A 20,192-nucleotide genomic window follows, 5' to 3' on the forward strand; every position below is an offset into this window, starting at 1 on the left:
AGCTGCCCCGGCCCTCTCCGGGCCGGGTTCATTATTAGCAAGTGGTTTGTGGATCAAGGCGTAAAGGTGGGGTGCTTCAGCGCCCGGTGAATGCCCCGAACAAACCGCCGACCAGTCCTGAGAACAGCCCACCTACGGTGTCTGTAAGGAAGTTGCCCGAGCCGCTGGTCCCTGCGGACTCGCCATCACCGTTTTCAACAGGATCACGACCTCCATCCGTGAGCCCCTCGCAGCTGGCGTCGCCCGGATTGGCTCCTACGCCCTGCACAACACACTCGTTATCAATCGACACCTGTCCGCTCAGAAACAGGTCGCGCATCTGCGCGATCATCTCGTCGAAAACCGCACTGGAGCTGAACGGATCTGCGTCTTTCTGGCCAGCCGAGACGGGGTTGCCATGGGAACCCTCGAGGAACCGGGTAATAACCGGTCTGGAGCCGTCGTTGGCGGAACTACCGGTATCAACGGCACCCATAAACCTGGCGAGAGGATCGGTACCCGCCAGCGGCGCTGGCAGACTCTTGATCTCGAATCCTGTATTCAGAACCCGATTCAGCGGGCCTTGGTCGTACAGGTCGCCATCAGCCGAGTTGGGGATAGTGCCGTCGTTCGGGCGGCCCGGATCTCCCGGCATTCCCGCAATGGACGTCAGCAAGGTGGCGTTGTTGCCGGTTTGAGCATACAACGGTGCAAAGGCGACGGGATCTGTTGAATCCAGCAGCGCCTGAAACACATTGAAGTAAATATTCAGCTCTGTACGGCCCTGAGCTAGCAGCCCCTCTGAAGCCCCCTCCAAGGTGGGCAGCAACACGGGCGCAATGGTTTCCCGGGAGTTCTCTGCCAGCCGGCTGAAGTGCCCTCCGGTGTTGAACAATACCGAGGCCCGAATCGGATTCAGGTCCGGATTGTCCTGGGCAGCAAGGTTGTTGATCACCGGGAAAGGCACACCGCTCATACCGCTGAGTGAGTGGCTGATAAAGTGCACCCGGCTGGTATCCATTCGAATCCCGTTGCTGCACTGGCCACGGTCATTGCAATCGTTAATGGCGTTTTCAATGGCCGGCAGCAGGGCATTCACATGCAGCAGGTCCAACACCCCCTGGCGCATGTTGTCACGGGTGTTGGCAAAGTTGGTAAAATTCAGGAACAGGCTACCGGATTCCGGATTTGGCACGGTGCTCGCGTCAACCGCCGCCATCTCTGGCCCTGCGGTAAATCCGAAGTGCCGCTCCATTGCGTGGGGAGAGGCGCCTGCCTGCTCCGTAATCGCCACCATACCGGGGCGACCGTCACTCTGGTCTGAGGTTGCTGCTTGCCCGAAGACACCGTTCAAGGGCAGGTCAATGCCTACGGTGATAAAGCAGTTTCCATCATTCTGGAGTGGCACGCGCTCACTCAGGCATAGCAAACCCGCAGCCGTCGCCATCGGAAGAATGGCAGAGCGATCTTGCGTAGCCGCGTGTTGATAGATGATGACCGGGAATTCAAGGTTTGGAGTCAGGTTTGAAATTTGACTGGGATCAGGTGCCGCCACCACAATAGGAATTGTCACATCACCCTGCTTCTGAGCGAAGGGGAAGCGGTAGCTGACACGATTAGACTTTGCCTGCGGCAAATTGGGATTGGCGCTGAAATCTGCCGGTAGCCAGGAGCCAGTTTGCAGTGGACTGCCATCCGTTCCATTTGGCAAAGACTGGTAGTATGGCAGGGTAATTTCACCCTCGTATACTCTCGGCGTAACCGTGACATTCGGAAAGATCGGAATCTCGATGGCAACCTGTTCCAGCGCCGGGTTTATGTCGCCGCCTTCCTTTTGACTGAAGAAGCGCACAGGCGAGTCAGTGCCACCCTGATGGGCTCTGGGTAGATCCAGCAACTCAGCGGCTTCTTGTGCCAGCTGATTTGCACGCTCAGCAACATCCGTTACCGCGTCCACCGCCTCCACGGCAGCCGCCTGTAAGGTATACGCTAATTGACGGTCTGTGCTGCCAGACTCAACCAGGTCGTTGTAACTCAGAGTCATTCTTGAGGTATTGGCCTCTACCAGCAAGGTGGCCAGCTCCTCGTTATACAACCTGAATTCTTCATCTGTCAGCAACCGGAAGAGTTCCGAGTTGATCTGCTGATCTTCTTCAGACACACCAGACAGCGCTTGGCCCGACACATTGAAGTTTCCGGCAATCAGTTCTCTGATCACCGATTGCTTGCGCTCCATCATCAGGTGCTGACGGAACCAGGCGGCAGGCGCTGCATTCGCCAGCAAGACATCCTCTACCGCGGTGGTGGTGAAGCTGATAGCAAAGGTAACGTCATCAAAGGTGGTGACCTCTGCTTCCGGACCACCCTCCTGGCGCTTAAACTGGAAAAACTCGCTGGCCCAGGCCCGGGCTGGCAACACCGACATGCGCAGGGGCATTAACTGGGGATTACCAAGAACAAAATCAGGGTTGGATGCGGAGTTAAAACGGTTTTCTGCGACCAGGGGGTCGCCATTTTTATCGACAATTTCTTTGCCAAGCGCAACGGCGTACTTGGTTTTCGGGTTGAGCGGTGCCAACGGCTGAATCCGGATGGCATTGTTGGGTGCGCCGCCGGGCTCACCGGCCGGCCCCGAGAGGTCAACGGTGATAATGTCGACCCTGAAGCGCTCCTCCAACAGCTGCCCGAAGATTTCATCCGCTTGCAAGGTGCGGCCCTGCGCTTTCAGCCTCTTGGCCAGCCGGTAGCGGTCCATGCTAACAATGCCTGCAACCTCACCGTCTTGCGGGAATACGGCATCGCCGGAGGGGAAGTCCATCTCCAGAATGAAGACATTCTGATCCGGGTTGGGCACCACCTCGCCATCGATCTCAACGAAGTTGCGGGCGTCCAGTGTCTGGTTCGGGTCCAGGCTGTCGCTGATCTTGATATCGAACGGCGCGAGGATGGAGTTGCCATCCACAAAACCCAAACCGGTGGTAACCGGATTGGCAGGGTCGGTGCCATTGAGCATGGTGCCGTCCAACTCCGGGTTCAGGAAGAACAGCGGATCGCTGGGCAGCGGAAATGCGGTTTCCAGCGGCCGGAAAATGGGCCGAGTTCCCTCAGAAATAGTGTTCGGGTTGCTGATGTTGTACGCGGGATTTGCGTTCTTGTCAGTTTTCCCGCCGCTGTCCAGGCACCCGGTGAGTGCAGTACTGGCGGCGAGGGCGGTGACGAGTGCTCTGTGTTTGAATCTAGCCATTGTGACCATCTCTCCTGCTTATTTTTGTATTTCTGGCAAGACAGACTCCTTTCTACCAAGCCTTTTCACTGAAAAGTCTATCGCATAATATAACGCATTCCAACCTTTTTAATTCAAATATACACCCACTATGGCGACACAACTACCTTATAATACAATTTATGCTTTATTCTCAGATGGTTAAGAAGAAGGAATGAACAAAGATTCAACACTTGGCGGATGGAGATTGTCTGGTCAGGCGACTTTAGACTGCGCCAACACCCGGTTTCGGCCCGCCTTCTTAGCTTTATACAGAGCTTCATCGGCGCGTTTAACCAGGCTTTGGGCGGTATCGTGGGGGGTGAATTCGGCAACACCCAGACTGATGGTGACAGAACGGCACACCTCAAAATGGGCAGATTCAACCGCCTTTCGAACGTTTTCAGCAACCACCATGGCACTGTCGAGGGTGGTTTCTGACAGGATCACCAGAAACTCTTCTCCACCCCAACGGCCTAATACATCGGTTGATCGTATCGCCCCGGCTGAGAGCCGGGATACTTCCTGCAGTACCAGATCGCCCACGTCGTGGCCGTAGGTATCATTGAAAGACTTGAAATGGTCGATATCAAATAGCACGACAGACAAGGGGTTGCGGTAGCGCTGGGAACGCTCAATTTCCTTTACCAGGGACTCTTCGGCAAAGCCCCGATTGGTCAGGCCTGTGAGCTTATCGGTTCTGGCCTGGCTGAGAATACCATTCAGGTAACTGTGGCGCTCCAGAATGATGGAGGTGACAAACAGGTAGTTTGCAATTCTGTTGCTGTCCGGCAGCGGGAATCCTTCGTTGAAGCTCAGGATATCGAAGGTGCCCAGTACACTACCGTCCACTTTTTTGATGGGAAAGGAATGCCAGGCCTGGACGGCTTCCGGTAATCGGGTAGCCGGGGGCTGATCCCGGTGTTTTTGTACGGCGGGCTCCCGCCTGACCACCACGTGTTCGCCCAGCAAGGCCGATGTTGCGTGCGGGGCACTTCCATGTATCAGCCTTGCTTCGCTGAACTGCCGGGCAACCGCCTCCTTGATTCCCTGGTGCCAGGCAAGTTTGAGTGTTTTGGTGTTCTGGTCCAGCACGGAAATGCCGAAGGCCATCCAGAGAGTCGACTCCGGGCTCGGGTGAAGTAGTTCGAAGGCTTTTCCGAGGCCCTTTGGCAGATCGCCCTCGTTGAGGATCGATTTGATAATGCGGTTTTCCTGTTCGGCGGGGGTCACCGCAAGCGAGGAGTCTGGGGCGCTGGTGATAGAGGCCGAGTCGCAAAGGTCATCCAGTGCCGAAGCCACTTCACTGTGCTCATTGCTTAATTGCGCTACACGGGCATTCAACCGCTTCAATTGCTGATTGGAAGTGGTTCTCAGTGTTCTGATATCGGCCCTGAGCTTTACCACGCTGGCAAGCAGTGCAACTGCAAGCACGAGAACAGACAGACCGATCAACATTGAAAACGGCTGATCCAGATATTCGGCCAAGCGTGATCACCATCCTTTGATTACGTCTTACCCCGAGTGCCATTAAAGCATCGCGGTTGCCGACAACACATCGACTAATCAACATGCTGCCTTTAGCCCACTGCCTGATTCAGTATGGTTTATGTAATGATAGAAAGAGAAATGTGAATTCGCGTAATAGCGCACACTTTCCTTTGGTCGCTAGCGACGGATAACGGAAACCGGCACCTTTACCTGCTGCTGTTTCTGCATGAAAGTGATCAGAACGATGGCCCGCTCCTCACCATCGTAGGCCTGAAAGATAGCGCTGATACCTTTGAACGGCCCTTCGTCCAGCTCAACCGGCTGGCCCGGCTTGATACCGCCCTGCTCCGCGACTTTATCCAGGCTGACTTTGATGTGCTCAATCACCTCATCGGCGATGGCGGCCGGCTTGTTGGCAAATCCCACGATACGAGCAACCCCCCGCGTGGAGCGAAGCTTCGACCACATGGGATCGGTCTGCTCCAGGTTCACAAACAGGTAACCGGGAAACAGCGGCTCCAGCTTTCTGGTCCGCTTGCCGGCCCGAATCTTCTCCACCTCAATCTTCGGGTAGAAACAGGCCACCTCCTGATTCTGCAAATGCTGCAGCGCCCGATCTCCCTGCGCTGGCTTGTGTTGTAAAGCATACCAAGTCATGAAAAATCCATCTTTGGGGTCAGACCCCAGAACATTTGATCAGGTGAAATGTCTTGGGGTCTGACCCCAACTTCAAAAATACCAGCTACCCGCTGCAATGAAATGCGGATTCAGCACATCTTCCTTGCCGTACTTCAGGGGTTCGCCCTGGGGTGTTTGCACGTTGCCGCCAGCGGCCAGGAGGATGGCGTGAGCGGCGGCGGTGTCCCATTCGCTGGTAGGCCCCATACGGGGGTAGATGTCGGCATGGCCCTCCGCTATGCGGCAGAACTTCAGGGAACTGCCCGCCTGCACGGTTTCGTGGTCACCAAGGCTATCGATAAAGGTGCGGGTTTCCTCATTCAGGTGGTTTTTACTAGCCACCACCCGCAAGGTTGCCCGGGGTTCCACTACGCGAATGCGGTGTATGCGGCCAGTGCGATCCCGCATGCTGGCACCTTCACCTTTGATGCCCCAGAAGGCTTCTTTCAGTGCCGGCGCGGTAACCACGCCCATCACCGGTTCGCCGTCTTCGATCATGGCGATGTTGACGGTGAACTCACCGGTGCGCTGGGTGAAATCCTTGGTGCCGTCGATGGGGTCAATCAACCAGAAACGGCGCCAGTGCTTGCGCTCTTCCCAGGGAATCTCTGCGCCTTCTTCCGACAGGACCGGTATATCCCGCGTGAGGTTGCGCAGCCCCTTCACGATAATGTCGTGGCTGGCCGTGTCGGCCGCGGTGATGGGTGATTGATCTTCCTTGTAACTCACCTTGAAGTCAGACTGGTAGATATGCAGTACCTTCTCGCTGGCTTCATCAGCAATTCTGATCACTTCCGGAAGAATCGAGCTGTAATACATGTTTGCATCCTGCTGGCCGTATCTACCGCAATAATAGCAAATTTTGGGGTCAGACCCCCGGACATTTGATGGGGCGAAATGTCTTGGGGTCTGACCCCAACTTGAATTTTTGGGCAGGTTGCGGCAGATTGTTGCGGTTACAAATCAATTCACAAGGACTGTGAGATGCCCCGCCGACCACGGATTTGTCCGGCCGGGATGCCCCAGCATGTTATTCAGCGGGGGAATAACCGGCAGGAATGTTTTCAGGATCTGGCCGATCGCGCCACTTATGCGACCTATCTTTCCCGCTATCAACGCGAATTTCAGGTGGATATTCACGCCTGGGTACTGATGAGTAACCATACCCATCTGTTAGTGACGCCCAACGTTGAGGGCGCGCTTTCGAGCCTTATGAAGGCGGTTGGTCAGCGCTATGCCCAGTATTACAACCACAAATATGACCGTTCCGGAACTTTGTGGGAGGGGCGGTTCAAGTCTTGCCTGGTGGATACCGACCAGTACTTTCTGCAATGCCAGCGCTATATCGAACTGAACCCGGTGAAGGCGGGCATGGTGGAGTATGCCGGGGACTATCAATGGTCCAGCTATAACTGCCATGCCTATGGGATGCGTTCGGGTATGCATACGCCACACGACTGCTATCTGAACTTTCAACCCGATGCCGAGAGGCGCTTCATCAGCTACCGCTCGTTCGTCGCCAGTCCCAGCCCTGACGGAATGGATGAGCAGATTCACTATGCGGCGATCTCCGGCAAGCCGCTCGGTTCTGAAGAATTTCGGGAGCGGATCAAGGCGAAATTCGGTGAATTCTAATTTGGGGTCAGACCCCAGGACATTTGAGGAGGTGAAATGTCCGGGGGTCTGACCCCAATTTTATATTTCGACTTCTTCGAAGAGTTCGGGCACTTCGGCGGGCCAGCCGAATTTCTCGGTGATGCGTTTGCGCATGGTGTCGCTGGCGACGGGTTCGCCGTGAGTGACGTAGACTTTTTCCGGCTTCAGGGTGCTCTGCTCCAGCCAGGCCAGGATTTCGTTGTAGTCGCCGTGGGCGCTCATGGAATCGAGGTTGTGGATTTCAGCTTTCACTGGCCAGTATTCGCCATGGATTTTGACGGATTCCGCACCGTTTACGAGTGCATCTCCACGGGTGCCCGGCGCCTGGAAGCCGGCGAACACCACGCTGTTGCGGGGATTGGGCAACAGGGTTTTCAGGTGGTGCAGCACGCGGCCACCTGAGGCCATGCCACTGGCGGAGACGATCACGCAGGGGTAGCGTACGGCGTCCAGCTCAATGGATTCCTCAACGGTGCGGACAAATTCGGTTTTCTCATCCATCAGCTCGCACTGGGCGCGGTTGAGTTTGTGTTCTTTGTGGTGATGGCAAAATATCTCCGTGGCTTTGATAGCCATCGGGCTGTTCAGGTACACCGGCAGTTTCGGGATCTTGCCCTGCCCCATCAGCTTGTGGATAACGTACAGAAGCATCTGGGCGCGGCCCACCGCAAATGCGGGCATCAGGACAATGCCGCCACGGCCGGCAGTCTTGGTGATGATGTCGGCCATATCACCTTCCGGGTCTGATTCCCCGTGGGCGCGGTCGCCGTAGGTGGACTCGCACACCAGAACATCTGCATGTTGCAACGGCTCTGGTGGTCGCATAATAAGGTCGTTCTGGCGCCCCACATCACCGCTGAACACCACCGTGCGCGCGGCGCCTTTGTGGTGAACGTGCACGCAGGATGAACCGAGAATGTGTCCCGCCGGAGTGAAACTCACTTCAAAGCCTTTCACGGGTTCGAACTTCTCGTGGTAGTGCAGAGACTCGAAGTGTTTGAGGGCTTCGCGAGCGTCTTTTTCGGTGAACAGCGGCTCGGGTTTTTCGTGCTTGGAGAATTTTTTCCGGAACGCGTACTTGGCGTCTTCTTCCTGCAGGAAGCCGGCATCTGGCAGCAGCACTTTGCACAACTCGTGAGTTGCCTTGGTGCAGTAGATCTTGCCCTTGAAACCGTTTTTTACCAGTGCTGGCAGGTAGCCGGAGTGGTCAATGTGGGCGTGGGTGAGCACCACGGCGTCTATGGTTGAGGGATCCACCGGAAACGTTGCCCAGTTGCGCCGCCGCAAGGTTTTTACCCCCTGATACATGCCGCAATCCACCAGCAGGCGGTGGTTTTCATCAGAGAGCAGATAGCGAGAGCCGGTGACGGTGCCTGTGCCGCCGAGGAAGCGAAGTTTCATAGGCATGTAACTCTTTGTCGGGTGGATAATAATTCCAGCTTAGCGCAAAAATACTACCGGGTCTGTTCTTGGGGTCTGTCCCCAGCGGGGACTGACCCACCTTTGCCCGTCTGTTGCACTAAGCCAGAGCCAATGGGTTCCAAAATGGGTCAGTCCCCGTTCGGGGACTGACCCTTTAAAGACCTTGCAGATAGGCGGCAAGGGCCTGGATATCTGTTTCGGACAGCACAGCGGAAATACCAATCATAGGGGACGTGTGCTTTGTTGGGTCCATGCCCTGGAAGCGTTTCAGCGCCAGCGTGACGTATTCCGCAGGCTGGCCGGCCAGGCGGGGCATGTCGCGGAAGCCTTCGGCGGTTTGGCCATGGCAGGCGGCGCACCTTTTCTCGTAGAATCGGCCACCTTTCTCCGCAAGGCGAGGATCGCCGCCAGGGCGTGGCTGGGCTATTTGTTCGCTGTAATACACGGCGATATTAATGCGCTCCTCTACGGTGAGCGTTTTCGCCAGCTGAGACATCACGTAATCCTCACGGGCACCGCTGCCGAATTTCTCGAACTGCTCGAACAGGTACAAAGGGTGCTGGCCTGCCAGGTTGGGGATATAGTCGCGTTTACTGTTGCCGTCGCGGCCATGGCAATAGCCGCAGAAGCGGATGCGTTCTTCGCCGGCATCGTAGCTGGCTTGCCGGCGCTCATCGTCGGCGACAATGTCTTCCAGTTGGGCCAAGGCACTGTAGACGGAGGTGGCAACTGCCCAGGGTGTGAGTGCCAGTAATGCGATAAAGACCAGGAGTTGTATTGAGCGATTTTGCATTCGTATTGCCCAGATGAGTTTGGATGGGCACAGGATAACGATGGGGCTACGGTGTGATCTTGCGAAAGATCAATTTATTCGGCGTTTGGGGTCTGTCCCTCGGGTCAGTCCCCGTTCGGGGACTGACCCTTAAAACCCTTACCAACCAAATAAACCTCGCGCGAGCGGGCTCTTGAGGAGTCGGGTTTTCTGACGACGACTTTGGTGAAAACATCGCGCATGGCTTTGACGTAGTCGTCGTAGCCTTCGCCGTGGAAGACTTTGGCGACGAAGCTGCCTTTGGGTTTGAGAACCTGGCAGGCCATGTCCAGGGCGAGTTCCACCAGGTACATTGAGGCAGCCTGGTCGGCGGCGTTGACGCCGCTGATGTTGGGGGCCATGTCTGAAATGACGACGTCTGCCCGGGCGCCATCCAGAATCGCCATGATCTGGTCGAAAACCGCCTGCTCTGTAAAATCGCCCTGGATGAATTCGACACCCGCGATGGCGTCCATAGGCAGGATGTCGGAGGCCACAACCCGGCCTTTGTGACCAACCAGTTTGGCGGCAACCTGAGACCAGCCGCCGGGTGCGGAGCCCAGATCCACCACCAGATTGGTGGGCTGGATGAGGCGGTCTTTTTCGTTGATTTCCAGCAGTTTGTAACTGGCACGGGAACGGTAACCGTCCTGTTGCGCTTGTTTCACAAAGGGGTCGTTAACGTGCTCTTCGAGCCAGCGGTTACTGCTTTTGGAACGGGCCATGGTTTGCTATCTGCGTTACTGCGGGAAAACCGCATTGTACGCTGCCACCGGCATTGCCGCAAAAGCACCGGCGCCTGACAAGTACCCATCTCCAAAGTACAATGGCGGCTATTCTGACTTTCATTCCAACCCTAATCCGCCGGGCAGTCGCCGGGCGGCCTGGACACACCATGATTCGCGTTACCGAACTGGCTTTACCCCTTGACCACCCCGAGGCTGCACTGAAAGCCGCGCTACTGCATCGCCTGAAACTGAAGGGCGAGGAGCTGCTGGATTTCACCGTCTTCAAGCGCAGCTACGACGCCCGCAAGAAGAACACCGAAATCAAGTTTGTTTACATCATCGATCTGGAAGTGCAAGACGAGGCTGCCGTGCTTGCCCGTTTTGCCGACGACAACCACGTTCGCCCGGCACCGGATACCGCCTATTACCCGGTTTCGCAGGCGCCTGCAGGTTTGGAAGAACGGCCGATTGTGGTTGGACTTGGCCCCTGCGGTTTGTTTGCGGCTTTGTTGCTGGCGCAGATGGGTTTCAGGCCGATTGTGTTGGAACGGGGCAAGGATGTACGCCGGCGCACTAAAGACACCTGGGCGCTTTGGCGTAAAAAGCAGCTGTCGCCGGAATCCAACGTGCAGTTTGGTGAGGGCGGTGCCGGGCTGTTCTCCGATGGCAAGCTGTATAGCCAGATCAAAGACCCGAAGTTTTACGGCCGCAAGGTGATGGCGGAGTTCGTGAAAGCGGGCGCGCCGGAGGAAATTCTGTACGTGAGCAAGCCCCATATCGGCACCTTCCGGCTGACTGGCGTGGTGTCAAAAATGCGCGAGGAGATCATTCGCCTGGGTGGCGAGATTCGCTTCGAACAGAAAGTCACCGACCTGCTGGTGGACAGTGGCCAGGTAAAAGGGGTGGAACTGGCCAGTGGCGAGCAACTGGTGAGCCGGCATGTGGTGATGGCTCTGGGCCACAGCGCCCGGGAGACCTTCCGCATGCTGCACCGGCGCGAGGTGTTCCTTGAAGCCAAGCCCTTCGCCATCGGGTTTCGGATTGAGCACCCGCAAAGTCTGATCGACCACGCGCGGCTGGGCAAATACGCCGGCCACCCAGCACTGGGCGCAGCGGATTACAAGCTGGTGTACCACGCCAGCAACGGTCGCGCGGTGTACAGTTTCTGCATGTGCCCGGGCGGCACCGTAGTGGCGGCCACTTCCGAACCGGGGCGAGTGGTTACTAACGGCATGAGCCAGTATTCCCGCAACGAACGCAACGCCAACTCCGGTATTGTCGTGAATATTGACCCGAACAAAGACTTTCCAGGTGGCCCGCTGGCCGGCGTCGACCTGCAGGAGCAACTGGAAGCCAATGCCTACAAGCTGGGCGGCAGTGATTACTGCGCACCGGGCCAATTGGTGGGTGATTTCATCGCGGGCAAGCCGTCTGACAAACTCGGCGAGGTGGTTCCGTCCTACAAGCCCGGTATTCGCCTGGGCGATTTGGCCCCTTCCCTGCCCCCCTACGCCATCGACGCCATCCGCGAAGCGTTGCCCGCCTTCGGCCGGCAGATACGCGGTTTCGATCGGGCCGATGCGGTGTTGACCGGCATTGAAACCCGCACCTCCTCCCCCGTGCGGATCACCCGCGACCGGGACACCCTGCAAAGCCTTAACACCCGCGGTTTGTACCCGGCCGGAGAGGGTGCAGGCTATGCCGGCGGTATCTTATCTGCCGGGGTGGATGGCATCAAAGTGGCCGAAGCAGTTGCCAAAGCCATGATGGCTGAGCTGGACACCGCTGGGAGCAATCCATCGTGAAGCTGGACGACATCAAGAAGCTGCACCAGAAAAAATACCGCCAGGCCTTCGGGCATTTTCTGGTGGAGGGGGAGCATCTGGTGTTGGAGCTGGAAAAGGCTTGTGGTCAGGCGCCTCCCACCTGGGGACAAGCGCAGCTCTATGTCACCAGCGCCTACGAACACTGGAACAGCCCCTGGCCGAAGCACCTGATCAGCGACCGGCAAATGGCCCAGTTGGCCGACACCAAAGCCCCTCAGGGTATTCTGGCCGTGGTACCAATGCCGCCGGCGCCAGCGGCAAGCCCCATGCCCGGTGAAAAAGCCGTTTACCTGCACGAAGTACAGGACCCCGGCAATCTGGGCACCATCTTGCGCACTCTGGCCTGGTTCGGCGGCATGCGCTGCCTGCTCAGCCCCGGCAGTGTAGACCCGTTCAACCCGAAAGTGGTTCGTGCCAGCATGGGGGCGATTTTTCACGTGCCGATTGAAACCGAGGTGTCACTGGACACTCTCGCCAACCGTTATCCTCGCATCGCCTGCCTGGACATTGGCGGTGAAGCCATCGCCAATCCCGCTTTTGCAGAACACGACTGCTACCTGTTCGGCAACGAAGCCCGCGGTGTGCCGCAGGAAGCTTTGAATGAGCTGGCTGCCCAGCGCTTCACCATTCCCGGCGCCGCAAAGATCGAATCCCTGAATCTGGCTTCTGCGGTAAATATGGCGGTTTATGAGCTGAACCGGGGCACCATCGCCAACCTTGCATCCCCCTTCAAGGCAAACCAATGATTCGTAAATACGTGATCGGAACCCTTTCCCTCGGAGTATTCCTGTCCTTCATCCTGGCGATGGTGCTGATGGTGCAACTGCACCGCTACGGTATCGCCGTGGATGTCGCCCGCCTCGAAAACCTGCAAGCCTGGTCTGGCGACGACGAGCAGCGACAGGCGCAGATGCAACAGTACTTCGAACGCTGCATCTCCAACCACCGGGACCCGGAAGACAAACGCAGCCCGGAGCACATTCGCGCGTTGTACCAATGTGCCGAAGCGCACGGCTCCCCCGAGATCGCCCAGGTGGTGCGGCAAGCACCCAACACCGTAAAAGCCCCGGCACCCCTGCGCTGGTTCTGGTAATTCAAATTGGGGTCAGACCCCAGAACATTTGATGGGGTGAAATGTCTTGGGGTCTGACCCCAAATTTAAACGGGAGCTATTCCTTATGGCACGCCTCTTTCTTCTTGCCCTCTCCATGGCCGTGAGCGCTCTTCTCTCGACACCTGCCGCAGCTGATGAAACACGTGACTGGACGTTAACGGTCGAAACCGGGCCCGTCTGGCTTTCCCGCAACGATGTGCAGATACCGAACGACAGCTCAGGAGATCGCTTTGACCTCCTGAAACTGACCGGACAGGGAGCCGACCCGTATTTCCGGGTGCATTTGGCCTACCAGCTATCTGACAAGCATTCCGTCAGTGTTCTTTATGCCCCATTACGCACCTATGGCCATGGCACGCTGCCCAGCCATGTGCGCTTTGCCGGCGAAACATTTGAGGCAGGAAGCAGCGTAAAAGGCGTGTATAAATTCAACACCTACCGGCTCGGTTGGCGCTATCACTGGCCTGAATATGGCGACTGGAAACTAAGCGCCGGGGCCACGCTGCTGGTGCGCGATGCCAATGTTCGACTCAGCCAGGGCACCACAAGCGCCGATGACCCAGACCTTGGCTTAGTCCCACTGCTGTCTTTTCAGGCCCGCCGAGCACTAGCCCAACGCTGGGCTCTGGAGTTTGACGTGGAGGGCCTTGGCGCGCCCCAGGGCCGGGCGATTGATGCCGCCGTGGCCGTAACCTATCAACTGTCACCGCAACTGGAAGGCCGGCTCGGCTACCGAACCCTGGAAGGCGGAGCAGATAACGACAGCGTATACACCTTTGCCTGGGCCCACTATGGCTTGCTGGGATTAAGCTACCGCTTTTAGAGGTGCGCGGTTGACCATCCCAATTTGGGGTCAGACCCCAGAACATTTGGTGGGGTGAAATGTCTTGGGGTCTGACCCCAGATGATCAGCCGTGGTATCCTTGCCGCCCTGTTTCCAGCACATCCGCTCATGTCCAAATAGCTTAGGTTTTATTATGCGAATGATTATCCGCGCTTTTTTCCGCCTGCTGCGGCTGGTTCTAACACCGTTTATGTTGCTTTCGGAGAAGCTCAGTACACCGAAGGCCATCAGCCGTTCGCCTGAGCAGCAAGCAGAGATTGATAAGGCCACCGAAAACCTGGCGCTTTACCAGTTCCGGGCCTGCCCGTTCTGCATCAAAGTTCGCAAAGAGATGGCCCGGCTGGGCCTGAATATCGAGCTGCGTGACGCACAACACGACCCGGCGCATCGTGAGGATCTTTTGAATGGCGGCGGCGCCGTTAAAGTGCCCTGCCTGCTGGTCACCAATGACCAGGGTGAGAAGCAATGGATGTATGAATCTGGTGATATCAATGCCTGGCTGAATCGGCAGTTTGGATAAATAAGGGGTAATGACCATGTTAAGCGTAAACGAATACTTCGACGGCAAAGTAAAATCCATTGCCTTCCAAGGCGAGTCTCTGCCTGCAACCGTAGGTGTGATCAGTTCCGGTGAGTACGAGTTCGGCACCAGTAAAAAAGAAGTGATGACTGTTGTCAGCGGCGCATTAACCGTTCAGCTTCCAGATAGCGATAGCTGGACGCGCTACGGGGCCGGCGATGCCTTTGAAGTAGCGGCTAACACCAGCTTTAAGGTAAAGGCTGACGTAGATACCGCCTACTTCTGCACTTACGAATAACAACATTGGGGTCAGACCCCAGAACATTTGGCGGGGTGAAATGTCTTGGGGTCTGACCCCAAATTCACTCACCCTCGCCGTTATGATCGGATAAACGGCCAGATTGTGCCGACTGGTGAGTTCGTTCCATTTCCCGCTCCAGAAAGTAGCTCAGCACCACCCTGATCAACACAACAGCACCAAGCATGGCAATGTGCTCCCAGGCGGGTGCTATAACGCTTTTGATGATGTCTGCGCCGATAAAAATATCCAGCGCCAACAGAAGATGAGCACCCAGGCGTTCCCGAATACGGGCAGTTTTTCTCACCAGCTTCGCGTGAGCGCCCCTGTGGCCAGCCAGCAGTGTGAGGAAACGAATGACAGCCTCCGCAACCCCCCAGGTAACAACAGCCACACCCAACAGGCTTATCAGGTAGAACAACGTCGTCACGATGCGGACAGTCAGGTCTTCGAGCATGAAGTCTCCAGGTGTGTGGGCATGAGATGCTGCCCGTAGAACAGCATCTCATTCCGATTGTAGCTGGTGAAAAACGTTGTCGTCGTTCAAGTTGGAGCGACGACTATTTGGTTCGCTTACTAATGGCCTGATTTCAGTGATATGTTTAATGGCTATTGACGGCGAGAGTCCAGCTTGCTGATGGTTCTGAGACACGGGTAATGATCAGCCGGCCCGGTCTTCAGCCCGGGCAGAGCATCCAACTGATTGAACAGCGATTTCCCGATGGAACTCTGCGCTACAGCTACCCCGGGGCAGAGCTATAGTAGCCAGTACAGGGGGAGGCAGTTACCCATGATCATCATGGCTTTGTTTGTTCTGACACTGGGCGTTGTAGGCATTGCCTCACTGGTAACGGGGAAGTTCACGCCGTGGTTATCACAGCCGGTCTATTTCCGGCAACGCCCGGTTGTTTTTTTGGCGTGCGTTGCCGCCTGTTTGATCGTTATGGTTTGCCTGATTGCCGTGCTGTGGGCGGGGTTTTGGTAGCTTGTTGAGTTATCATACTGCTGCCTGCCCCTGATCGTTTATGGTGTAAGCGCCGTTAAATCCGCACCTGTAGCTGACGCCCGAGTTTCGCCACACTGATTCCTGCTTTCATACAAAGGAGGAATCCGATGACTACCCCTGATTTACACCAGTTCTGGCAAGAGACGCTGTCGGACTGGCAGGCTTCGGGCTTGTCCGATGCAGCCTACTGCAAACAAGAGTCGCTTGTTTATCATCGGTTTGTCTACTGGCGGCAGAAGCTGACCGGCAGTGTCGAATCCAGTGATGAACCGGTTCAAGCTCGATCCGGATTCACTCGCGTGACTCCGACTCCGGATGCCGGAGTCGGTTTGACCGTGTCACTGCCCGGCGGCGTATCGATCACCGGTCTACATGCCGGTAATATCGATTTGCTGGGTGCCGTCTTGAGACAGCTGTGATGCGTCACCGTTATCTGCGCCCTTCCAGGGATTTGCCCGAGATCTACCTGTACCGAAAGCCCATCGACTTCCGCAAGCAGGCCAACGGCCTGGCCCTGCTGGTTTAACAGGAACTGGGGCACAGCTCATTCTCCGGTGCACTTTACGCATTCACCAACCGGCAGCGGAACAAGATCAAATGCCTGATGTGGGAAGACAACGGCTTTGTGCTCTATTACAAAGCCTTGGCTGAGGAGAAATTCAAGTGGCCAGGGCCTGCGGATGAGCTGATGCCGCTGACCGGTGAACAGATCAACTGGCTGTTGGACGGCTACGATATCAGTCTGTTGCGGGGCCATAAAACACTGCACTATGAGAGTGTCGGATAGCCCTTTTTACATCACTTTTTAGGTGTGCCAGGGCGTTGTTTTTGCTATAATTTCGCCATGAAATCAACGCCTGATAACGCCCTAAAAACCCCGGATCTCAACGGTTTATCGACCGCTGAGATGGTGGCGGTTATCAGCGGCCTTCAGCAGCAACTCGCCTCCAAAGAAGACGCCATCCAGCGACGAGACGCTCGCATCGAGATCCTCGAAGAACTGCTGCGCCATAAGAAGATCCAGCAGTTCGCCGCCAGCAGTGAAAAGCTGTCCAATCCGATCCTGCTGTTCGATGAGGTCGAGCTGGAAGTCGAGATTGATGAACTGCGCGATGAGCTGCCCGACGATGTCGAAGAGGAAGAGACGCCCCGCCGTTCCCGCAAGCGCCGCCAACGTGGTTTCTCCGACACGCTGCTGCGTGAGCGTATTGAATTAACCCTCAGCGACGAAGAAAAAGCCGATGCCAGCAAGACCTTCTTCACCAAGGTGAAGGAAGAACTGGAGTTCATCCCCGCTCAACTGAAAGTGCTGGAGTACTGGCAGGAAAAGGCCGTGTTCGAGCAGGACGGCGAAGAGCGCATTGTTGCGGCTGCCCGTCCGGCGCGCCCGCTGGGCAAGTGCATCGCCACCCCGTCACTGCTGGCTTACCTCATTACCTCCAAGTACGCCGACGGCCTGCCGCTGTACCGTCAGGAGCAGATGTTCAAGCGTCTGGGTCACGAGGTCAGCCGCACCAGCATGGCTCACTGGATCATCCGGCTGAATGACGTCTTCCAGCCGCTGATCAACCTGATGCGGGAAACCCAGAACAGCGGTGATTACCTGCAAGCCGATGAAACCCGGATCCAGGTGCTCAAGGAAGACGGTAAGACCGCCCAATCCGACAAATGGATGTGGGTCACCCGGGGTGGTCCACCGGGAAAACCCTCGGTTCTGTTCGAGTATGATCCATCACGAGGTGGCAAGGTGCCGATGCGTCTGCTGGATGACTTCCAGGGTATTCTGCAAGCCAATGGCTATTCCGGCTATGGGCAGGTCTGTGCCACGAACAAGCTGACGCGGATCGGATGCTGGGATCACGCGAGACGTAAGTACGTGGAAGCGTCCCGGGCGGCACCGGCCAAAGGCAAAAAAGGCCAACCCTCAAAAGCGGATGTAGCCCTGAGCCACATCCGCAAACTGTACGCCATTGAAAAGGCCGCCCGGGATCTGAGCGACGCGGAGCGATATTGGGTTCGCCAGGAAAAGAGTCTGCCGTTGTTGAACGCTTTTCGTGAATTCAGATAATAACTGCAGCACTTTGGCGTAACCAGGTGGAGACGGGAGGGCCGTTGCCGGTACCCTCACGGACTTTACCGACCAAAGTGAAGCAGTGATGAAGTACCGACAACTGACCCAGACACAACGATACCAGATATCGGCCCTGCGTGTGGCCGGCAAAAGCCAACGACAGATCGCGGCTATGCTTGGCTGCCACAGCAGTACCATCAGCCGTGAGTTGCGGCGGAACAGCGTTCACGGCTATGAACCGGAGAGAGCGCAGTATCAGGCGAACACACGGCGTCGAACCGCCTTCAAGCGCCACAAACGGGTGCATTGGCTGACGACCTGGGTGACTGAGAGGGTCAAGCAACACTGGAGCCCAGAGCAAATTTCAGGCTTTATGAGCCGCATGAACGCACCGGTGCGGGTCAGTCACCAATGGATCTACGACTTAATCCATCGTGATCGCCTCGAAGGCGGCAAGCTCTGGACTTACTGTCGTCACCGGAACAACCGTGGTCGAAAACGCAGAGCGAAGGAAGCCGGTCTCGTTAAAATTCCAAATCGGGTCGGGATTGAGTGCCGCCCCAAAGAGGTTGAAAGTCGTGCCGTGCTTGGCCACTGGGAAGGTGACACGATCCTCCAGGGCCACAAACAATCCGGATTGGTGACACTGGTGGAGCGTCGCAGCGGTTACTTGCTCGCAGGCCGCCTAAAGCGGTTCACGGCCAACCAGACAACGCAAACCGTGATCAGGCTATTGAAGCCTGTCCGCGGTGCCGCAAAAACGCTGACACTGGATAACGGCAGTGAGTTTGCGGGGCACGAGCAACTGGCCGAAGCGTTGGGCTTGGTGGCCTATTTCTGTGACCCGTACTGCTCTGGCCAGCGCGGCACGAACGAGAACACAAATGGCTTGCTGCGCCAGTATTATCCTAAAGGGACAAGCTTCGCCAAGCTGTCTCAAACACAAGTCAATCGCGTGGTTGAGCAGTTGAATAACCGGCCCAGAAAACGGCTGGGCTACCGAACACCGGCAGAGGTGTTCTGGGGCGAGTACTCAGGTGCCCTAAAGACAGGTGGTGCTGCATTTATTACTTGAACTCAGGATTTAAGAGGAACACACACTAAAACACCAAGACTAGTATAGCCAGTGTCTGCCCGTGATCGATTGTGCAAGACTTGTTGCATAACTATCAGAAATCCGAGCTAACCATGATAAAATATCAATCCACGAAGCTGCAGTGGAGACCAGAAAAACAAAGGTCATCGTGCACTCAAGAATCAGAGCTGAGAAACCTGCAATGTCCCCCGTCGCGGAAACACGAGCCAAGAAAACAATATCTGTACTAATGACGACCACGTCGTTTCCTGTATACAAGAACCTCATCAGCGGCCCATTTGTACACCAATTAGCAACCGCCCTCGGGCAGAAGCCTGAAGTTGAAGTAGAGATACTTGCGCCGGATGGAGTCTTCCCAAAAACCGAATCCAACAAAACACAATATACCCTCAGAACCTTTCGATATGCGCCTCGCAGATGGCAAAGGCTCGCTCACTTTCCCGGAGGAATTCCAGTCGCTCTCAAAAAGATCCCTCTACTCTGGTTATTTGTTCCAGTTTTCATTTTGTCTTTTCTACTCAAAACCGTGCAATACGGTCGAAAAAAAACAATCATTCATGCGAACTGGGCGTCAACAGGCGTAATCTCTGCGCTGGTCGGAAGGTTTTGCCGTATACCTGTGTGTGCCACTCTCCGTGGAGCGGATGTCACTTCTCTTGGAAGTTCCATCTGGACGCGGTGGACAATCCGTTTCCTTTTGACAAACAGCACATACGTCACTACCGTGAACCGGGCAATGGAAAGCCAACTGAAACACCATTTTCCTCATCACGCCCACAAAGTAACCCACATCCCCAACGGAGTCTCTGATCAGTTCCTCAAGCTGACGCCGCCAACTCCCGGAAAACGAATAAAATTGATCGCCATTGGCAGTCTGATCCCACGAAAGTCTTTTACTACCCTTTTAATCGCTCTTCGTGGAACAGAACGCGCTTTCTCCCTGACAATCGTAGGCGACGGACCAGAAAAAGAAGCTCTAGTAAATGCAACAAAGGAATATGGGTTAGTGAGTAACGTGACTTTTCTGGGCAATCAACCTGCGACGGCCATTCCCAACTTGTTGAACGATCACGATGTTCTTGTTCTTTCAAGCCTCTCAGAAGGACGACCCAATGTCGTACTTGAGGCCATGGCTGCGGGGCGCGCCGTTATATCATCCAAACTACCTGGAGTTGAGGAGTTGATTGAACATCAAGTTTCAGGCCTTCTATACTCGGCAGCGGATCCTGATAGCTTACGGGAAAACTTGCTTACGCTATCCAACAACCCTAGCCTAATACCTTTGCTTGGGAAAGCGGCGCGCAACGTTATCCTTAACCAAGGCCTCACCTGGGAAGCATCAGCACTGCACTATACCAATCTCTATCGTCGAGCTCTCAAGGCCCTATAA

20 protein-coding genes and 1 pseudogene are annotated in these 20,192 nt (G+C 56.0%); 13 read left to right on the forward strand and 8 right to left on the reverse strand.

The features are described 5' to 3' along the window. Positions 1-76: 76 nt before the first annotated feature. The 4 genes from RVM24_RS09895 to cysQ form a co-directional block, all read right to left on the reverse strand. Complete coding sequence (locus RVM24_RS09895) at positions 77-3,223, reverse strand: hypothetical protein (RefSeq protein WP_431475336.1); 3,147 nt, start codon at positions 3,221-3,223, stop codon at positions 77-79. 234 nt (positions 3,224-3,457) lie between these two features. Further along, the gene (locus tag RVM24_RS09900; protein WP_431475337.1) at positions 3,458-4,729 is read right to left on the reverse strand and encodes a GGDEF domain-containing protein; all 1,272 of its coding nucleotides are present in this window, start codon (positions 4,727-4,729) and stop codon (positions 3,458-3,460) included. 180 nt (positions 4,730-4,909) lie between these two features. Beyond that, positions 4,910-5,389 (reverse strand): transcription/translation regulatory transformer protein RfaH, encoded by a 480-nt coding sequence (rfaH, locus tag RVM24_RS09905; protein WP_061331484.1) that lies wholly within the window; start codon positions 5,387-5,389, stop codon positions 4,910-4,912. 72 nt (positions 5,390-5,461) lie between these two features. Then, entirely contained in the window at positions 5,462-6,229 is a 768-nt protein-coding gene (cysQ, locus tag RVM24_RS09910) for a 3'(2'),5'-bisphosphate nucleotidase CysQ (RefSeq protein ID WP_431475338.1), read from the reverse strand. A 165-nt stretch (positions 6,230-6,394) separates the two neighbouring features. Between cysQ and RVM24_RS09915 the strand changes: the two genes are divergently transcribed. After that, on the forward strand, positions 6,395-7,045 hold the full coding sequence (locus tag RVM24_RS09915) for a transposase (protein WP_286922178.1): 651 nt from the start codon (positions 6,395-6,397) through the stop codon (positions 7,043-7,045). A gap of 60 nt (positions 7,046-7,105) precedes the next feature. Here the strand turns inward: RVM24_RS09915 and RVM24_RS09920 are convergent, their stop codons facing one another. The 3 genes from RVM24_RS09920 to rlmE form a co-directional block, all read right to left on the reverse strand. Continuing rightward, entirely contained in the window at positions 7,106-8,467 is a 1,362-nt protein-coding gene (locus RVM24_RS09920) for an MBL fold metallo-hydrolase RNA specificity domain-containing protein (RefSeq protein WP_431475339.1), read from the reverse strand. Positions 8,468-8,642: 175 nt separating this feature from the next. Next, a complete protein-coding gene (locus tag RVM24_RS09925) occupies positions 8,643-9,281 on the reverse strand; it encodes a c-type cytochrome (protein WP_431475340.1) in 639 nt (212 codons plus the stop codon). Positions 9,282-9,385: 104 nt separating this feature from the next. Then, positions 9,386-10,024, reverse strand: a complete 639-nt coding sequence (gene rlmE, locus RVM24_RS09930) for a 23S rRNA (uridine(2552)-2'-O)-methyltransferase RlmE (RefSeq protein ID WP_431475341.1) — start codon at positions 10,022-10,024, stop codon at positions 9,386-9,388. Positions 10,025-10,194: 170 nt separating this feature from the next. Here rlmE and RVM24_RS09935 point away from each other — a divergent pair, with 170 nt between their 5' ends. The 6 genes from RVM24_RS09935 to RVM24_RS09960 all read left to right on the forward strand — a co-directional run bounded on the left by RVM24_RS09935 (position 10,195) and on the right by RVM24_RS09960 (position 14,629). Continuing rightward, the gene (locus RVM24_RS09935; RefSeq protein WP_431475342.1) at positions 10,195-11,832 is read left to right on the forward strand and encodes an NAD(P)/FAD-dependent oxidoreductase; all 1,638 of its coding nucleotides are present in this window, start codon (positions 10,195-10,197) and stop codon (positions 11,830-11,832) included. Next, positions 11,829-12,599 (forward strand): TrmH family RNA methyltransferase, encoded by a 771-nt coding sequence (locus tag RVM24_RS09940; RefSeq protein WP_431475343.1) that lies wholly within the window; start codon positions 11,829-11,831, stop codon positions 12,597-12,599. Before RVM24_RS09935 ends, RVM24_RS09940 begins: the two co-directional genes overlap by 4 nt. Next, on the forward strand, positions 12,596-12,946 hold the full coding sequence (locus RVM24_RS09945) for a hypothetical protein (RefSeq protein ID WP_431475344.1): 351 nt from the start codon (positions 12,596-12,598) through the stop codon (positions 12,944-12,946). Before RVM24_RS09940 ends, RVM24_RS09945 begins: the two co-directional genes overlap by 4 nt. Positions 12,947-13,031: 85 nt before the next feature. Next, positions 13,032-13,790, forward strand: coding sequence for a hypothetical protein (locus RVM24_RS09950; protein WP_431475345.1), 759 nt, complete (start codon positions 13,032-13,034; stop codon positions 13,788-13,790). Positions 13,791-13,944: 154 nt separating this feature from the next. Beyond that, positions 13,945-14,331 carry a glutaredoxin family protein gene (locus tag RVM24_RS09955; RefSeq protein WP_431475346.1) on the forward strand — a complete coding sequence of 129 codons (387 nt, stop codon included), beginning with the start codon at positions 13,945-13,947 and terminating at the stop codon, positions 14,329-14,331. Positions 14,332-14,347: 16 nt separating this feature from the next. After that, a complete protein-coding gene (locus tag RVM24_RS09960; RefSeq protein WP_342630798.1) occupies positions 14,348-14,629 on the forward strand; it encodes a pyrimidine/purine nucleoside phosphorylase in 282 nt (93 codons plus the stop codon). A 64-nt stretch (positions 14,630-14,693) separates the two neighbouring features. On the opposite strand, the gene RVM24_RS09965 is transcribed toward RVM24_RS09960, so the two are convergent. After that, positions 14,694-15,086, reverse strand: a complete 393-nt coding sequence (locus RVM24_RS09965) for a DUF1622 domain-containing protein (protein ID WP_354448428.1) — start codon at positions 15,084-15,086, stop codon at positions 14,694-14,696. 333 nt (positions 15,087-15,419) lie between these two features. On the opposite strand from RVM24_RS09965, the gene RVM24_RS09970 reads away from it, so the two are divergent. From RVM24_RS09970 to RVM24_RS09995, 6 genes and pseudogenes are all read left to right on the forward strand, one after another. Further along, entirely contained in the window at positions 15,420-15,614 is a 195-nt protein-coding gene (locus RVM24_RS09970) for a hypothetical protein (protein WP_431475347.1), read from the forward strand. Positions 15,615-15,742: 128 nt separating this feature from the next. Continuing rightward, on the forward strand, positions 15,743-16,054 hold the full coding sequence (tnpA, locus tag RVM24_RS09975) for an IS66 family insertion sequence element accessory protein TnpA (protein WP_431475348.1): 312 nt from the start codon (positions 15,743-15,745) through the stop codon (positions 16,052-16,054). A 113-nt stretch (positions 16,055-16,167) separates the two neighbouring features. After that, positions 16,168-16,422, forward strand: a complete 255-nt coding sequence (gene tnpB / locus RVM24_RS09980; RefSeq protein WP_431475400.1) for an IS66 family insertion sequence element accessory protein TnpB — start codon at positions 16,168-16,170, stop codon at positions 16,420-16,422. 57 nt (positions 16,423-16,479) lie between these two features. Beyond that, a pseudogene (gene tnpC, locus RVM24_RS09985) lies at positions 16,480-17,691 on the forward strand (IS66 family transposase); the annotation flags it as partial. 100 nt (positions 17,692-17,791) lie between these two features. Further along, positions 17,792-18,781: an IS30 family transposase gene (locus RVM24_RS09990; protein WP_431475349.1), complete on the forward strand. Its 990-nt coding sequence runs from the start codon at positions 17,792-17,794 to the stop codon at positions 18,779-18,781. Between the two features lie 142 nt (positions 18,782-18,923). Continuing rightward, positions 18,924-20,192 carry a glycosyltransferase family 4 protein gene (locus tag RVM24_RS09995; protein WP_431475350.1) on the forward strand — a complete coding sequence of 423 codons (1,269 nt, stop codon included), beginning with the start codon at positions 18,924-18,926 and terminating at the stop codon, positions 20,190-20,192.

The organism is Marinobacter sp. KM021 (assembly GCF_050707965.1).
Taxonomy (GTDB): Bacteria; Pseudomonadota; Gammaproteobacteria; order Pseudomonadales; family Oleiphilaceae; genus Marinobacter; species Marinobacter shengliensis.

What these genes read in the sequence shown, in the direction of transcription:
- rlmE (WP_431475341.1), bottom strand. Translation starts at nt 10,024, where the DNA reads ATGGCCCGTTCCAAAAGCAGTAACCGCTGGCTCGAAGAGCACGTTAAC.
- RVM24_RS09955 (WP_431475346.1), top strand. Translation starts at nt 13,945, where the DNA reads ATGCGAATGATTATCCGCGCTTTTTTCCGCCTGCTGCGGCTGGTTCTA.
- RVM24_RS09970 (WP_431475347.1), top strand. Translation starts at nt 15,420, where the DNA reads ATGATCATCATGGCTTTGTTTGTTCTGACACTGGGCGTTGTAGGCATT.
- RVM24_RS09990 (WP_431475349.1), top strand. Translation starts at nt 17,792, where the DNA reads ATGAAGTACCGACAACTGACCCAGACACAACGATACCAGATATCGGCC.
- rfaH (WP_061331484.1), bottom strand. Translation starts at nt 5,389, where the DNA reads ATGACTTGGTATGCTTTACAACACAAGCCAGCGCAGGGAGATCGGGCG.
- RVM24_RS09935 (WP_431475342.1), top strand. Translation starts at nt 10,195, where the DNA reads ATGATTCGCGTTACCGAACTGGCTTTACCCCTTGACCACCCCGAGGCT.
- RVM24_RS09950 (WP_431475345.1), top strand. Translation starts at nt 13,032, where the DNA reads ATGGCACGCCTCTTTCTTCTTGCCCTCTCCATGGCCGTGAGCGCTCTT.
- RVM24_RS09945 (WP_431475344.1), top strand. Translation starts at nt 12,596, where the DNA reads ATGATTCGTAAATACGTGATCGGAACCCTTTCCCTCGGAGTATTCCTG.
- cysQ (WP_431475338.1), bottom strand. Translation starts at nt 6,229, where the DNA reads ATGTATTACAGCTCGATTCTTCCGGAAGTGATCAGAATTGCTGATGAA.
- RVM24_RS09965 (WP_354448428.1), bottom strand. Translation starts at nt 15,086, where the DNA reads ATGCTCGAAGACCTGACTGTCCGCATCGTGACGACGTTGTTCTACCTG.
- tnpA (WP_431475348.1), top strand. Translation starts at nt 15,743, where the DNA reads ATGACTACCCCTGATTTACACCAGTTCTGGCAAGAGACGCTGTCGGAC.
- RVM24_RS09895 (WP_431475336.1), bottom strand. Translation starts at nt 3,223, where the DNA reads ATGGCTAGATTCAAACACAGAGCACTCGTCACCGCCCTCGCCGCCAGT.
- RVM24_RS09925 (WP_431475340.1), bottom strand. Translation starts at nt 9,281, where the DNA reads ATGCAAAATCGCTCAATACAACTCCTGGTCTTTATCGCATTACTGGCA.
- RVM24_RS09915 (WP_286922178.1), top strand. Translation starts at nt 6,395, where the DNA reads ATGCCCCGCCGACCACGGATTTGTCCGGCCGGGATGCCCCAGCATGTT.
- RVM24_RS09960 (WP_342630798.1), top strand. Translation starts at nt 14,348, where the DNA reads ATGTTAAGCGTAAACGAATACTTCGACGGCAAAGTAAAATCCATTGCC.
- RVM24_RS09920 (WP_431475339.1), bottom strand. Translation starts at nt 8,467, where the DNA reads ATGAAACTTCGCTTCCTCGGCGGCACAGGCACCGTCACCGGCTCTCGC.